This is a genomic window from Glaciimonas sp. PCH181, assembly GCF_003056055.1.
Taxonomy (GTDB): Bacteria; Pseudomonadota; Gammaproteobacteria; order Burkholderiales; family Burkholderiaceae_D; genus Glaciimonas.
In genome coordinates, this window is the sequence record NZ_PYFP01000001.1 from 918,011 (window position 1) to 932,363 (window position 14,353).

Genomic DNA, 14,353 nt, shown 5'->3' on the forward strand with positions numbered 1-14,353 from the left:
CTCCAAAGGGTCAGCCAAAGCGAAAGCTGATGATAGTAATATCGTCGCGTTGCGGGTGAGGTCCCTGATACGCAGCTAGCGTTGATTCGAACGCCGCGCTTTGCTCCGCCAAAGGCCGCTTGGCATGTTGTCGCAGCATATCGGCAAAACGTGCATTTCCAAAACCATATCCGCGCGTACCGCCTGCCTGATCGAGGAAGCCATCGGTAGTCATGTAAAAGGTACGCGCGCCATCTAATCCCGTCGTCTCGTTCTGAAACTCGCCAGGCCGACGATCACCGATCGCCCGCCGACTGCCACGGATCGTGCCGACCTCGTCCTGATCGCACCAGTACAACGCGATTTTGGCACCTGCGAACGTTGCACGGCGGGCAACAAAATCCAGATAAACAAAACCTGCATCCATATTGGTCGCAAGGTCACGCTGATCCTCATTAGCTTGCAACATCGCCCGGACCGCCTGATCGGTGCGTTGCAGAATCCCGGCGGGATCGTTAACACCGACCTCGTCGATTGCCTGATCGATCGCAGCGCGGGCTAATAAAGTCATGAAAGCGCCCGGCACGCCATGGCCAGCACAGTCAACTACGCCGAGCAGGCAACCGCCTTCGACTTCGCGATAAACATAAAAATCGCCGCCCACTACATCGCGCGGACGCCAGAGTACGAAGTGTTTGTCGCCCAACGCCATGCTCAACTGCCGGTCCGGCAAAATCGTGCGCTGAATCAGACTGGCATAAGAAATCGAATCGCTTATCTTCTTGTTTGCTGCGCCCATCTCTTTATTCGCCAACACCAGCTCTGCGGTACGTTCGCGCACTGCTTCCTCAAGTTCTTCGGTATTGCGCCGTACTTTATCCACCATCGCGCCAAATGCTGCGCCCAACTCGCCAATCTCATCATCGCGAGGTGCTGGCAACGCAATGGCATAATCGCCTGCCGCCATCTTTTGCGCCGATTGCTTCAACGTCATCAGCGGTGTCAGGATCATGCGATTCACCGCATAAACAAATCCCAGTGCGGCCAGCGCCAGCAAAGCGGCAGCAGCAATCGCCACCTTCAACAGGAAGCCATCGCCAATCACTTCCACCTTATTCAGGTCGACCGCGGTCAGCACATACCATTTCAGTTCAGGGATATACGATACGGCAACTATCTGCTCTTTTCCTTGTATTCGGGCTGAGAACATCTTCGCACTGCCCGGGGCGGCAGCCGAACTTGCCAAAGCCTGCCGCGCCGCTGCCGCATCGCCAGGACCATCCAGCAATCCAAATAGCGACTGGTAAATGTTGGCTTCTTTAGTTCCTGAGTTAAAAGCAATCCGCTTACTATCAGGATGCGCCTGGATCGCGCCATCGGCATTCACAATCATTGGTGTAACGCCGCGCTCGGTAGTGGCAATAAAGTCACGCAGGAAGACCGACAAATCCAAACCGCTACCCGCCAGCCCAAGCTTGCGATCACCGTCCGTCACCATGACGTTGAACCACACTTTAGTCACACCTAGTTTGACGTCGGGATCGACATTGACGTTAAAGCGTTTGTCGCCTTTCATCGTACTAAAGAACCAGGCATCGTTTGGATCGCCAACTTTCAACTGATAACGTGGCGCGCTGCTGACGGGACTTTTGGGGTCGTTGAAATAGTAGTTATTCGAAAGAGCCGAAATGAGGAAATATGACTTATCGGTAAAGTCCGCACGGAAGCCTTCGGCTTCCTCGAACGCTGAATCTTTCTTTTGTACATTATTTCCATCGAGAAACCATTGACGAATTGCCTGCGAGCCAGCCAATCGTAGCGACAGTGCCAGCTCTCTGCTGACAGGTGCCAGAATTCGCTCACGATTCAGTAAAGTAAAATTACCGGTAAACGCCGTCCCCAGATGGGAGCGTATCGATTCAACCGCTTGCCAGCCGGCAAGTCCTGCCAGCAGCATTACCAAAAGGAAGGTGCCGAACAAGGCCAGTACCGATTTCTCACGCAGACCTAATGCTCGCACTATGTTTCTTCTCAGAAAGTTCTTTTAAACCGGAAATACCGGAAGATTTTGCCGACGAAAGGATACAGCCAAATACATGCGCCTGAGTATGCCAATGTGGATTTGGAGAGATGTTACTTTTAACGCAAGGCAATGTCAAATTGGCTTTTTTCCTTGCTATCCAGAAAATAACCGACGCCAAAACCCGACATCAAAATCTTCACTTAAAACATAAAATTAATAATAAATTATGTAATAATTGCATGATATAACCATGCCAATATAAATTGTTATTTAATTTTCATTGCAAAAATAGTGCCCCGCTACAAGCCTGCGCCATACACATAAAACTTAGTTCTTATCGCCCTATCGTCAATTGGTGGCGCTTCGGGTCCATTTTCGCCGAGACCGCCCTCTCGTTCAAAATAAGACAATAAAATATACAACCACACTGACAACAAAATACTTTTTCGTTTAGCTCTTTTGTAAAAACTGACTCACCAAAATATCCTCTTGAAACGCAGTCGCCATGACCACTGCACCGAAGAAATTGTTATCTAGCGCGAGCATGTCGGCGATACGCTGATGCCCAGCCGCATCGTCCGGCATACGCAAAATGACGGTCATGTATTTTTGTTTGCTGCTTGCTGGGTTAGCCAGTTTTGCATCCGTGATGCCAGCCAAGGATTGCACGGCACTCGACACCAAAACGGCAGGTGCTGCTACACGGACACTGTCGTCATTCCCTGCCGGCGCCTCTTCCGACACCGCCTCCAATTCCTGCGCGAGTTCTTCTTCAGAAACAATCACGGTGGTATGCGGTTCGGGCCATCTTTTTGCGCCGCCGATAATGGCCGGAATACCGCCACTGACTTCAAATTCGGTCGCCGAAATTTTTTCATAATGAAACGGCTGCCATCCTTCAATATTGGTTTTGCGAATGGCGACTGTCTCCATCGCTTTCGCCGTGCCCCGTCCGTTTCCCAACATACCGATCGGCAGCATATCTTCATGACTTGCGGGATTTATTGTGTCGTTCATCTCAGGCTTTCTTTACACTAGTGACGTTGAATCGTTCGTACGCGCAACCCTATCCTGCTGTACTGTCTGACATTCACCGCAAAAAAGGAAACGCATGTCACACGTCGCCGTCATATCGATCAATACCGCCAAACCTGGACAAGAAGAAAACATGGAAGCAGCGATGCGTGCACTGATTGCGCCCACGCAAAGCGATCCTGGCTTCATCCAATATGATTTGCATCGCGATTTAGACGATCCCCGTACCTTCGTCTTCTTCGAGAGATGGGAAAGTCGTGAATTGCTGCATCAACATTTTGATGCGCCGCACGTGATGACATGGAAAGCGCAAGCCGCGGATTTAGTAGAGAGTAGCACTTTACGCATACTCGAAATCCTGGCGTAAAAATCCTGGCGGAATACAGCAAGCAGTACAGAAAAAACCAGTTACACATTGCGCGCTATCTTCTCTAAAAAAGATAGCGCACATTTTCTGCGCCAGACTAAAAAATGCTGACTATGCAGCGATCAAACTATCGATATTTACTTTTTTTGCCGGTCTTGATATCCACAGCAAAACGCACGCCATTTTCCGTGAACTGCGTTTCATCTGGCGGTTCTTCTCCGGCCAGCACACCGGATACGTCCAGTAAACCTTCGCCTTTACGGATCAGCTCATCGGAACGCTCATACACGTTGGGACAATCCGTCTCAGCCATCAACGCTTTAACGATAGGCACCTTCCAGGCTTCTACGCCAGCGGCCTGAAATTCACAGATTAAATAGCCTTTACGACCGCCGTACCAATCGACCAATAAACCGGGCAAACCATCCTTTTCGGCCATCACCAGATGCACGACATCCGTCGCTGCACTATTTTTTGCCCCACCAGCCATGCTGCGTGCGGACACAGCAGCTTTGATGCGACGCTTCATAAAGGCATGATCAACCGCTTCGTTTTGGTCAAAAGTCCAGACCCGTGCACGGATTTCTGATTTAGGGCTATGCGCTGCACGCGCCAGAAATTTACCTGAAGAAGAATGCACCAGCGCGGTGGCGCCAAACTGCATGTTTTCGCCCGGCTTGCCATCGACGCGCTCAATAGCCGAAGCGTAAATCCATGGCTGGCGAACCAGCAGGCTTTTTTCTTTACCTTGTTTGATGGTAATGATCAGCATGTTACTTATTCCAGATGTAATAAAAAAGTTGAAAATCGACCGGCGCAAGTTGGTCAGGCAAGTCGGTGTGCCCTCTTGATGCGTATCCCTGTAGCGGGTGACACCAAGATGCGAATATAAACTGAAACGCGTTATGTCAAAAAACATAAAGCCCTGAATATTCAGGGCTTTATCGTCACTGAAGGCCAAAAATGACGTGATTTGTAATCACTGGAATTTTACACGGTTTTATACGCATCCTATGCAATTTGGCGGCTAAATGCTCGGGTAGTTTCGCTAAAACTCACTAGAGCGACGGTCAATTCGTGAGCGTTTTTGGGAGATATTTCCAGCAAATAATTGGGCAGATATTTACTTAATCACAATGAACTACGCTGCCCATGCCAAGTTGAAGCAAATTTCTCAAAAAAACTTGACCGCCTCACTGACATGTCATATATTTCAATGACATGTCAATAAACGTAATGACATGTCATAATAAAATCAAATTCAACCTTGTCTTGGAGATGTCATCACATGGATTCTATTAAAGAAGACGTAACGTCCCGCCGCAGCGCACTAAAAAAAGTAGGGGCTGCCGTATCTGTCATGGCATTTCCCACAATCTGGACTTCAGCCAGAGCCCAATCAAAGCAGCTAGTTATAAGAGACCCAGGCGGCCCCTATTCGGATGGCTTTGGAGAGGCTTTTTATAAACCTTTTAAAGCCGCAACGGGAATTGAAATAATCCCTGTAGTCGCCCAAAGCGATCCGACTTCGCTCATTAAAGGGATGGTTGAATCAAAGAATTATGCTTGGGATATGGCATTGCTAAACCGGCAATCCGCTGATGTGTTGACCGACAAAAAAACCGGTTTCTACCTTGAAGAAGTCAAGGTCAATGCGCCGGAAATTCCAGAAAAATTTCGATCCCAGTATTTGATTGCAACGCTGGTATTGCAGTCCGTATTAGCCATCCGCACAGATAAGTTTAAAGATCGGCCAATGCCAAATTCATGGGCAGATTTTTTTAATGTAAAAGACTTTCCCGGCAGACGCGCTATACGCCGCAACCCTGCAGATACGTTGGAAGAGGCTTATCTGGCGACACTGAAACGTGGTGAAGCCGTCTATCCCATCAATACGCAAAAAGCATTTGAAAATCTATCAAGAATCAAAAAAGATGTGCAAGTCTGGTGGACCGGCGGTGCGCAAACATCACAGCTATTGAAGGCTGGCGAAGTCGATATGTGTACAACCTGGAACGCCCGTGCCCAAACGGTCATCGATGAGGGCGCACCGGTGAAAATCATCTGGAATCAAGGGCTTTGGAGCGTTGAAGGATTCGCGATCCTCAAAGGAACGCCAAAAGCGGATATGTGCAGAGAGTTCATCAAATTCACCTGCGACGCCCAGCGTCAGGCCCTTTACACCAAGCATCTTTCGTATGGCCCGTCTAACCCGGATGCATACAAATATATCGACCCTGTCAAAGCAAAGAAGCTGCCCACATTCCCAGAAAATATGGCCTCATCGATCCAGATTGATGGACGTTATTGGTCAGAAAATAAAGACAATCTGACCGAGCGCTTCAATACCTGGCTGCTATCGTGACCGAGACACGTTCATCATGAGTACCTCATATCCCATGTCAAATTTAAAATCCGATATTGCCTCCGCGGTACAAACTCACGCGCCCAAACCACATTTGGTCCGTAGCCCGCATGATACTTTGGAAGCGGTCACGTCATCGAAACTGGTCGTCTCAGGGATATCCAAAAGATACGGCAATACCTTCGCCCTTCAAGAAAGTACATTAAGTATCAGGCAAGGTGAGTTCGTGACTTTGCTGGGCCCCTCGGGATCCGGAAAAACCACGCTACTAATGATGATCGCGGGATTAGTCGCGCCTACATCGGGTGATATCTGGATCGATGGACGGAAGGCGACACAACAACAACCCTACGAGCGCGACGTCGGCATGATGTTCCAAAGCTACGCGCTTTTTCCGCACATGACAGTGTTCGAGAACATTGCTTTCCCGCTCAAAATGAAGGGGTATAGCAAGGACAAGATTCATGCAGCCGTAGTAGAAGTTCTGGATCAGGTCAAATTGCCTAGCGTTAAAAACAGATTTCCTTCGGAACTGTCAGGTGGACAACAACAGCGCATCGCATTAGCGCGGTCAATTGTCCATCGCCCTTCGGTGGTGTTGATGGACGAACCGTTAGCCGCGCTCGACAAATCGTTGCGTACTCACATGCAAGCCGAAATTCGTCAACTACAACAGGAACTGGGCATCACAGTCTTGTATGTCACGCATGATCAGGAAGAAGCGATGACCATGTCTGATCGCATCTGTCTGATGAACGACGCGCGGATTGAACAGGTATCCCCACCGCATGAACTTTATTTCTCGCCCAAGTCGGTATTCGCCGCTAGCTTTCTCGGTGAATCCAACCGGATTCATGGCGTTCTTGCATCGCGAGAGGGAGAAAACGGAACTATACGCGCAGGCGAGAATCTCGTATTGCAAGGCAAGGTTGTCGATGCCCTTATCCCCGGCGACAAATGTCAATTGCTAGTGCGTCCGGAAGCAATCAAAGTCCTTACATCAGCCGACCATGCGTCAGATAATCAGATAACCGGTCACGTCATCAGCCATGTCATTGGCGGCGCTATTGCGCGCACCCGACTCCAAATAACGCATGACACTGAAATGGTCGTGGTAGGTTTGACTGCACGCAACGCCCCAAAACCATCTGGCCTTGCAAAGCTGAGCTTCAATAAAAGCGATGGGCTGATATTTGGAGTTGCGCCATGAGCGGCAAGCACAATTCACGCCGCAGTTGGGCAGGTCTGGCGCTTTTATCGCCGGGAATGTTATTCCTGGCGGCGACCGTTTTCATTCCGGTAACGTTGCTGTTATTAGCCTCACTGAATAGTCCGGCCGGATTTTCATATAACGCATTTTCACGTCTGGTTCACACGCCGATTTATGCACAAGTCCTTGGGCACAGTGTGTTTCTGGCGGCGATCGCCGCATCGGTCAGCGTCATTGCGGCGTTTCCGGTCGCCGTTGCGATTACCCGCGCCTCAAGTGGCTGGCAGCAATTACTGTGGATGGGCGTGCTGCTGACTTTTTGGACAAGCTTCCTTGTCAAAACGATTGCATGGATCGTCATCCTCGGCCGATCGGGCCTGTTGAACAGTACATTGATAAGCCTCGGCATAACGAACGAACCATTTGAATTACTTTATACAAGCTTTAGTGTCATCGTCGGGCTGGTGCATGTTCTTTTACCGTTGGCGGTTCTGACCATGCTGCCGGTATTGCAATCCATGGATAAGCGTCTGGTTCCAGCTTCAGCAACACTAGGCGCACGACCAGCAGTGTCCTTTTTTGTAGTCTATTTACCGCTCTGCGCACCGGGCGTAACTGCCGCCTGGCTTTCGACTTTTGTCTCTGCGCTCGGCTTCTTTATTACGCCAGCTTTGCTCGGTTCACCGCGCCAGACCATGATTGCGCAGCTCATCATCCAACAAGTTCAAGAGATGATGGACTGGGGACTTGCCGCAGCACTATCCGTTGTCACATTGATCGTTACGTTAGTCATTTATTGGATATACGACCGGCTGGTCGGCTTGTCTAGTCTGGCTGGGGAACAAATGCGAAGCAATAATACCAATCCATCCGAGCTGGGTGCATGGATACGTGCGCTAAAGCACGGCACTTATTGGAAGCTGGGACAATGGACAAATCGCCTCTTTGCGTTAATACCCATCCGCCGCAATACAGGTCAGGATGTGCGTTCCGGGGTACGAATTCTTTCAATAATCGTCCTTGCAGTGATGATTTTGCCAGTGGTGTTGCTCATCCCTGAATCGTTCACGACGAGTGCGTTTATTGACTGGCCACCGAGGGGTTTTACCCTCCATTGGTATCAGGATTTGTACAACTCACCAGTATGGACTGGCGCGTTTGTGAGATCGCTCTGGGTCGGTACGCTAGCGGCGGTTCTTGCATCGGTCATTGGCATTCCGGCAGCCTTTGCATTCGCCCAGCATCGAGTCCCGTTCCGGTCGCTCATGTTAGGCCTGCTATTAGCGCCGCTTATCCTGCCAAGAATCATCGTCGCCCTCGGCCTCTTTTACGTCTTATCGCGACTTGGTTTAGTAGGCTCATCGATTGCGCTGGCAATCGGACATGCCGCACTCGCGCTGCCCTATGTCGTGATTACGGTAACCGCGACATTAAAGTCATATGACCGCCGTTTAGATGCAGCCGCCAGTATCCTCGGCGCAAGAACATCCACACGGTTACGGATGGTGACGCTGCCTATCATCATGCCCGGTGTCGTTTCAGCATTTATCTTCGCCTTTGTAACTTCTTTCGATGACCTGACGCTATCGCTATTCGTCAGCGGAGGACTTTTCACCACGTTACCTAAGCAAATGTGGGATGACGCCTTGCTCAAAGTCAGCCCTTCGTTAGCCGCTGTCTCCGTTCTTCTGTTTGCTGGCGTGCTGTTCTTAATGGCGGCCACTTATCTGGTTCGGAATCGCTTGGCTAAGCGCCGTTTTGCATAAAAGGAAGAACAAATTGAAAGATGATGTTGTCGTCATTGGGGCAGGTATCGTCGGCGCTGCATGCGCCGCCAATCTGGTTCTGGCTGGGAAAAAGGTCACTATTATTGATCGCTTGCTTCCCGGCGAGGGCTGCTCTTTTGGAAACGCCGGTGGACTAAGCCCAAGTATTAGCTTCCCATTAGCTACGCCAGACATGTTTAAACATATCCCCGGCTGGCTATTCGATCCCGACGGACCGTTAGTCGTCGCATGGAAGCGCATCCCGGCAGCGACACCGTGGCTCATAAAATTTCTCAGACAAGGCACGCCCGCCAAGTCGGCGCTTGCAGCAACAGGAATGCGCAAGATGCTGCGCGCTTCATTTGACGATTACTTGCCTCTATTCACATTTGCTGGTGCCGAACAATTAATCCATAAAGTCGGACAGCTTTATCTGTACAGCACAAAGGAAGGATTCGAACAGGAAAAATCAGCGATAGAAGCAAGAAAGTCACTGGGGATAGAACAACTGATTCTGGATAGCAAACAGCTCAGAGAATTCGAGCCGGCGCTCTCGCCAATGTTTGGATCGGGCATATTCTTTCCAACCCACGGACACTGTTCAAATCCGCAACAGCTTGTACAGATGCTTATTCAGGCGTGTATTCAGAACGGGGCGAAATTTATTTCTGGAAGCGTCCAACGTATCGCGCCTCTTGAGGACAGTGTGCTTATTCATACGGATGGCAATTCCATACAAACCGGGCAAGTTGTTTTGGCAACCGGGGTATGGTCAAACGAATTGATCCAACCATTGGGCTGGAAGGCACCTTTGGAAAGTCAGCGCGGATATCACATCCAAATTGCACACTCTGGCGTCAAGGCGACACGCAACGTATTATGGAGCGAGAAAAAAACCTTGGTCACACCTATGGACGATGGCCTCCGAGTTGCCGGAACTGCTGAAATTGCAGGTCTGAACGCACCGCCAACAAGGCGACGCTTTGCATTATTGCGTGATCTGGCCCAGCAGATGTATCCAACGGTAAACGTTGAACAAACCAGTGAGTGGATGGGACACAGACCGTGCACGCCGGATTCTTTACCGGTAATCGGCCCCCTTCCGAATAATCCCCGCGTTATTTGTGCATTCGGCCATGGCCATGTTGGCCTGACTGGTGCTTCTTTTACCGGACGTGTTGTGCGCGACATCGCGATGGGTGGATTGGATAAGCACACCCATAATGAATGGACGCCATTCTCAATTGAACGATTTTAAGTAGGAACAATGATGAAACCAACTCTGCAAACATTTCCAGACTTCAGTATTTCAGACCAGTCTCTGCAACAGCAAATATTTGACGATATCAAGCGACGCGTGATTACTTGCGACCTGTTTCCAGGATCGGATATTTCTGAAAGTTCGCTTGCGGCCGAATACGCAGTGACGAAAGCGCCGGTACGCAGTGCACTAGCGCGCTTGAAAGAGGCCGGATGGTTGCAAAGCAAGCCCCGCAAAGGCCACGTGGTCTTGCCCTTAACGCTTAAAGACATCGACGAAATATTTGATGCCCGAGAGTTAATTGAGCCTGAAACCGCGCGTTTGGCTGCCGGTAATGTGACAAGGACATACTTGAGCACGCTAAACGAGGCCTGTACCAGAGATTATGACTTGCACGATGTAGAAGCAAAGCGTGATTTTCTTTTAGCGAACGCCGCATTTCACATTGGCATTGCTCGCGCCTGTGGCAATAGTCGGCTGGCTAACACACTGGCGCAATTACACGAAGAATCGCTTCGCATTCTCTACATAAGCGTCACAACAAGCAATCGCGCCAAGGCCTGGAAGACCGGACACGAATCGATGATCGATATGCTTATTTCAGGAGATCAAAAAGGCGTCGCAGAAGAAACTCTGGAAGGCATTAAACGTAGTCGAAAATCCATAAAAGAAGTCCTTGGAAACCAAAAAAATCTGATTCTCTCCATTTAACTTGTACATTTTTTAACTAAAAAATATTATGAAAAAGCTCAAATCAGTCAGCCCTGAAATGGTCGTTGCGGATCGCGAAAAGGTGCGTGCGACGGTTACCGAAATTCTGCAGCGCATACGGACAGAAGGCCTTTCAGCATTGCAGGACTACTCAAATCGCTTTGATAAATGGCAGCCCCTGTCATTTCGGATGACAACGGAGGAAATTAACGCCTGCATTGCACGCGTGCCAGAACAAGCGTTAGCGGATATTCGATTTGCACAAGAACAGATCACGAACTTCGCACAGGCGCAAAAAGCTTCATTGCAGGATTTAGAGATAGAAACCCGTCCTGGGGTAATCCTCGGTCATCAGAATATCCCCGTCAGTAGCGCAGCATGCTATGTGCCGGGCGGCAAATATCCGCTGGTTGCATCGGCCCATATGGGTGTAGTCACGGCGCGGGTTGCAGGCGTAGCGCGGATTGTCGCCATCACCCCGCCCTTTCAAGGGAAGCCAAATGACGCGGTAGTCGCAGCGATGAAATTGGCGGGGGCCGATGAAATTTACTGCATGGGCGGTGCACACGCGCTCGCAGCGATGGCCTTTGGGGTTGAAGGCATCGAACCGGTCGATATGATTGTTGGCCCCGGCAATGCCTACGTCGCGGAAGCCAAACGTCAACTCTTCGGTACAGTGGGGATTGATCTTGTCGCCGGTCCTACCGAGACGTTAGTTATCGCCGACGACAGCTGCGATGCAGAATTAATCGCCATTGATTTACTCGGTCAGGCGGAACATGGCGTTGATTCTCCAGCCATTTTTATAACTGACTCTACCCTCTTGGGCGAGCAGGTTATTGCGGAAATTGAGCGCCAGCTTCAGACCCTCAGCACAGCAGCGATTGCACGACCTGCCTGGGAAAACCACGGGGAAGTAATCGTATGTGACAGCCCGGAAGAAATGGCGCAGGTAAGCGATGCATATGCGTCCGAGCATGTCCAGGTGATGACCCGCAATCCGGCGTTTTTCCGACACCGGTTAAAAAATTATGGCGCGCTATTTGAAGGCAAAGAGACCAACGTCTGTTACGGCGACAAAGTCATCGGTACAAATCATACGTTGCCAACCTCCCGCGCTGCACGCTTTACTGGCGGTCTTTGGGTCGGAAAATTCATTAAAACCGTCACCTTTCAACGCTTGACAGAAGATGCTAGCTGGCAGATCGGTGAATACTGCGCACGCCTTTGCGCACTGGAAGGTTTTGCAGGACATCAGCGACAAGCCGATATCCGCGTCGAACGTTACAAACCAAAGATCAAAGCAGCCTGATCGCAGGCTATACAAACCACGTAATTCATTTACCTCAACCCTGGAAATATGACACATGACCACTAAAGAAATTTCGCGTATTAACATCGGCGTGCGCCTCTCAGACGTCTCCATATTCAACAATGTTGCCTATCTGGCCGGACGCGTGCCACGTAACAGCATCGCCCTTGGCCTTAAGGAACAAACTGCTGAAGTACTTGCTGATATCGAAAGATTGCTGAAAGAAGCCGGATCAGACAAGAGCCAAATTCTGTCCTGTCAGATTTTCCTCAAAGACATCGCACAAATTGCGGAGATGAACGCGGCATGGGATGAATGGATTCCAAAAGGTCACTGCCCATCACGCGCAACAGTGCAGGCACAACTGGCAAATCCACAATGGGGTGTCGAGATCGTAGTAACTGGCGCCGTACTAACGCAATAACATTGAAATGCAAATTGGCGAACGTCAATTTGCATTTTTTTGAATTATGTTTGAGATGACCGTTAAATACATCGCGGTCATTTTTGTATTCTATGTACGCAAATTTTCTAATGTGATTACATCGCGCACATTCATGCTCGTACTATTTACGCACCGGCGACACCTCGGCTAGCCCAGCATTCATCTGTGCATGTTCTGGCAAAATCAAACGCTTGAGAATACCTCCTTCAGACACCAGCACATAAGTCGCATGGACTTCCTTGATGCTGGCTCCCGGCATGATTTCTTTGCCGATTCTGAGTGATTCTGGCGGCTTACCATTAGCACTGATCACTGCAACGCTTTCGGCGGGATTTTTTGCCACGACCACACCCACCAAACGGTAATTACTTGCAGCAACCGCTAGTCCTGCGGGGTCACCGAACAATCCTGACGCCGAGGCAATATCGATCTGCGGCACCTCCGTCTGTGGCATCGGAAGCAAGACACGCGATGCTGGCTTGACTAGCTGCATGATCCAGTAAGTACTGCAAACGCACAGTGCGATGCACAAGATCAGACTAAGCAGCCCCGGCAAACGCTTGCTATGTCGCTGCAGTGTGTGACTTACATTTGTTGCCGAATAGCTATTCATGCGGTGTTCCCCTGCGATTGTCATTGCGCTACGCAACTAGCGCACCAACTGATTGATTTCAATAATCGGCATCAGCACCGCCAATACAATCAGCAATACCACCACGCCCATTGCCAGAATTAATGCTGGCTCCAGCAACCCAGCGATGGTCATTGCGCGTCGTTCCAGATCTTGCTCCTGCGCATTGGCGGCACGCTCAAGCATGGCGGGCAATTCTCCGGTCACTTCGCCAGCGCGAATCATATGAATCAGCATCGGCGGAAAATGTTTGTGCAGCGCCAATGCCCGTGCCAGCCCGACGCCTTCGCGCACGTTCGCCGCCGCCGTATCAACTTGCTCTCGCAAGGCTAGATTAGAAAGCGTATCGCGGCTGGTTTCCAGTGCTTTCAAGATCGGCACGCCTGATCCGGTAGTAATCGCCAGCGTACTGGCAAAGCGTGCGGTATTCAGGCTGCGCTCGAATTTTCCGTATATCGGGGCGCTCAACAACCAGGTATGCCAGCGCATTTTTGTTGCTGGGTTTTTCAATGCGGTACGCCAGCTATAAAATAACGTAATCAACCCGATCAGGACCAGCCAGCCATAATGCCGCACAAAGTCGGACGCGCCCAACATCAATACCGTTAATAAGGGCAGTTTCTGCTTGGTATTGGCAAATACCGCCACGATCTGCGGGACGACATACGTCAGCAAAAAAATGACAATCACCATTGCCACCACCGTCACGATAGCGGGATAAGTGAATGCCAGTTTGATCTTTTGTACCAAAGCATTGCGTCGTTCGATGTAATCGGCCAGGCGCGACAACACGCGCGCTAGTTGACCGATTTGTTCACCCGAAGCGACTAGCGAACGATAAATATCCACAAAATCACGCGGATGACTGGCGAGTGCGCTGGATAGCGATGCTCCCCCCATGACATCGGACCGAATCGAGGCAATCAAATCGCGTTGATACGTCCGCTCGGCCTGCTCCAGCAAGGCGGTCAGAGCCTGCTCCAGTGGCAGACTGGCTTCTAACAAACTGGCTAATTGCCGGGTAAACAAGGCGATTTCTATCGTCGATAAATGTTCGCCAAAGCGTCGCCGTTGCAGATTTCCGGCGGCGTCCATTTGCGCCCCTACTGCCTCGACCGAAATCGGCAATAAGCCTTGCGCACGCAAATCGGTGCGAGCCACTTTAGCGCTGTCGGCATTCAGCACACCTTTGACTGTGCCGCCGACGGCATCCACCGCTTCATAACGAAATGCTGGCACGCTAGTTCT

General features: G+C 50.3%; 13 protein-coding genes. 8 read left to right on the plus strand and 5 right to left on the minus strand.

Going from position 1 to position 14,353, the window contains the following annotated elements; translation table 11 throughout:
- Positions 1-10: 10 nt before the first annotated feature.
- Positions 11-1,999, minus strand: coding sequence for a biofilm regulation protein phosphatase SiaA (gene siaA / locus C7W93_RS04095; RefSeq protein WP_201747156.1), 1,989 nt, complete (start codon positions 1,997-1,999; stop codon positions 11-13).
- Positions 2,000-2,452: 453 nt separating this feature from the next.
- Entirely contained in the window at positions 2,453-3,019 is a 567-nt protein-coding gene (locus tag C7W93_RS04100) for a hypothetical protein (RefSeq protein WP_108438875.1), read from the minus strand.
- 94 nt (positions 3,020-3,113) lie between these two features.
- On the opposite strand from C7W93_RS04100, the gene C7W93_RS04105 reads away from it, so the two are divergent.
- Complete coding sequence (locus tag C7W93_RS04105) at positions 3,114-3,404, plus strand: putative quinol monooxygenase (protein WP_108438876.1); 291 nt, start codon at positions 3,114-3,116, stop codon at positions 3,402-3,404.
- Positions 3,405-3,531: 127 nt separating this feature from the next.
- Here the strand turns inward: C7W93_RS04105 and C7W93_RS04110 are convergent, their stop codons facing one another.
- A complete protein-coding gene (locus tag C7W93_RS04110; RefSeq protein WP_108438877.1) occupies positions 3,532-4,176 on the minus strand; it encodes an SAM-dependent methyltransferase in 645 nt (214 codons plus the stop codon).
- 516 nt (positions 4,177-4,692) lie between these two features.
- Here C7W93_RS04110 and C7W93_RS04115 point away from each other — a divergent pair.
- The 7 genes from C7W93_RS04115 to C7W93_RS04145 are packed head-to-tail and all read left to right on the plus strand — an operon-like array spanning position 4,693 to position 12,453.
- Positions 4,693-5,769: an ABC transporter substrate-binding protein gene (locus tag C7W93_RS04115; RefSeq protein ID WP_108438878.1), complete on the plus strand. Its 1,077-nt coding sequence runs from the start codon at positions 4,693-4,695 to the stop codon at positions 5,767-5,769.
- Between the two features lie 34 nt (positions 5,770-5,803).
- Complete coding sequence (locus tag C7W93_RS04120; RefSeq protein ID WP_108438879.1) at positions 5,804-6,979, plus strand: ABC transporter ATP-binding protein; 1,176 nt, start codon at positions 5,804-5,806, stop codon at positions 6,977-6,979.
- Entirely contained in the window at positions 6,976-8,745 is a 1,770-nt protein-coding gene (locus tag C7W93_RS04125) for an ABC transporter permease subunit (protein ID WP_108438880.1), read from the plus strand. The genes C7W93_RS04120 and C7W93_RS04125 overlap by 4 nt, the downstream gene beginning before the upstream one ends.
- Before the next feature lie 13 nt (positions 8,746-8,758).
- A complete protein-coding gene (locus C7W93_RS04130; RefSeq protein WP_161539874.1) occupies positions 8,759-10,003 on the plus strand; it encodes an FAD-binding oxidoreductase in 1,245 nt (414 codons plus the stop codon).
- Between the two features lie 9 nt (positions 10,004-10,012).
- On the plus strand, positions 10,013-10,717 hold the full coding sequence (locus C7W93_RS04135) for a GntR family transcriptional regulator (RefSeq protein ID WP_108438882.1): 705 nt from the start codon (positions 10,013-10,015) through the stop codon (positions 10,715-10,717).
- 28 nt (positions 10,718-10,745) lie between these two features.
- On the plus strand, positions 10,746-12,029 hold the full coding sequence (hisD, locus tag C7W93_RS04140; protein WP_108438883.1) for a histidinol dehydrogenase: 1,284 nt from the start codon (positions 10,746-10,748) through the stop codon (positions 12,027-12,029).
- A 55-nt stretch (positions 12,030-12,084) separates the two neighbouring features.
- A complete protein-coding gene (locus C7W93_RS04145) occupies positions 12,085-12,453 on the plus strand; it encodes a RidA family protein (RefSeq protein ID WP_108438884.1) in 369 nt (122 codons plus the stop codon).
- A gap of 142 nt (positions 12,454-12,595) precedes the next feature.
- On the opposite strand, the gene C7W93_RS04150 is transcribed toward C7W93_RS04145, so the two are convergent.
- Together C7W93_RS04150 and gspF are read right to left on the minus strand one after the other, a co-directional pair.
- The gene (locus C7W93_RS04150; protein ID WP_161539875.1) at positions 12,596-13,087 is read right to left on the minus strand and encodes a type II secretion system protein N; all 492 of its coding nucleotides are present in this window, start codon (positions 13,085-13,087) and stop codon (positions 12,596-12,598) included.
- A 36-nt stretch (positions 13,088-13,123) separates the two neighbouring features.
- A complete protein-coding gene (gene gspF / locus C7W93_RS04155) occupies positions 13,124-14,344 on the minus strand; it encodes a type II secretion system inner membrane protein GspF (RefSeq protein ID WP_108438886.1) in 1,221 nt (406 codons plus the stop codon).
- Between the last annotated feature and the right edge of the window lie 9 nt (positions 14,345-14,353).

Coding starts and splice junctions, on each gene's coding strand:
- C7W93_RS04110 (WP_108438877.1), bottom strand. CDS start 4,176: ATGCTGATCATTACCATCAAACAAGGTAAAGAAAAAAGCCTGCTGGTT.
- C7W93_RS04135 (WP_108438882.1), top strand. CDS start 10,013: ATGATGAAACCAACTCTGCAAACATTTCCAGACTTCAGTATTTCAGAC.
- C7W93_RS04105 (WP_108438876.1), top strand. CDS start 3,114: ATGTCACACGTCGCCGTCATATCGATCAATACCGCCAAACCTGGACAA.
- C7W93_RS04115 (WP_108438878.1), top strand. CDS start 4,693: ATGGATTCTATTAAAGAAGACGTAACGTCCCGCCGCAGCGCACTAAAA.
- C7W93_RS04100 (WP_108438875.1), bottom strand. CDS start 3,019: ATGAACGACACAATAAATCCCGCAAGTCATGAAGATATGCTGCCGATC.
- hisD (WP_108438883.1), top strand. CDS start 10,746: ATGAAAAAGCTCAAATCAGTCAGCCCTGAAATGGTCGTTGCGGATCGC.
- C7W93_RS04145 (WP_108438884.1), top strand. CDS start 12,085: ATGACCACTAAAGAAATTTCGCGTATTAACATCGGCGTGCGCCTCTCA.
- C7W93_RS04125 (WP_108438880.1), top strand. CDS start 6,976: ATGAGCGGCAAGCACAATTCACGCCGCAGTTGGGCAGGTCTGGCGCTT.
- C7W93_RS04150 (WP_161539875.1), bottom strand. CDS start 13,087: ATGAATAGCTATTCGGCAACAAATGTAAGTCACACACTGCAGCGACAT.
- C7W93_RS04120 (WP_108438879.1), top strand. CDS start 5,804: ATGTCAAATTTAAAATCCGATATTGCCTCCGCGGTACAAACTCACGCG.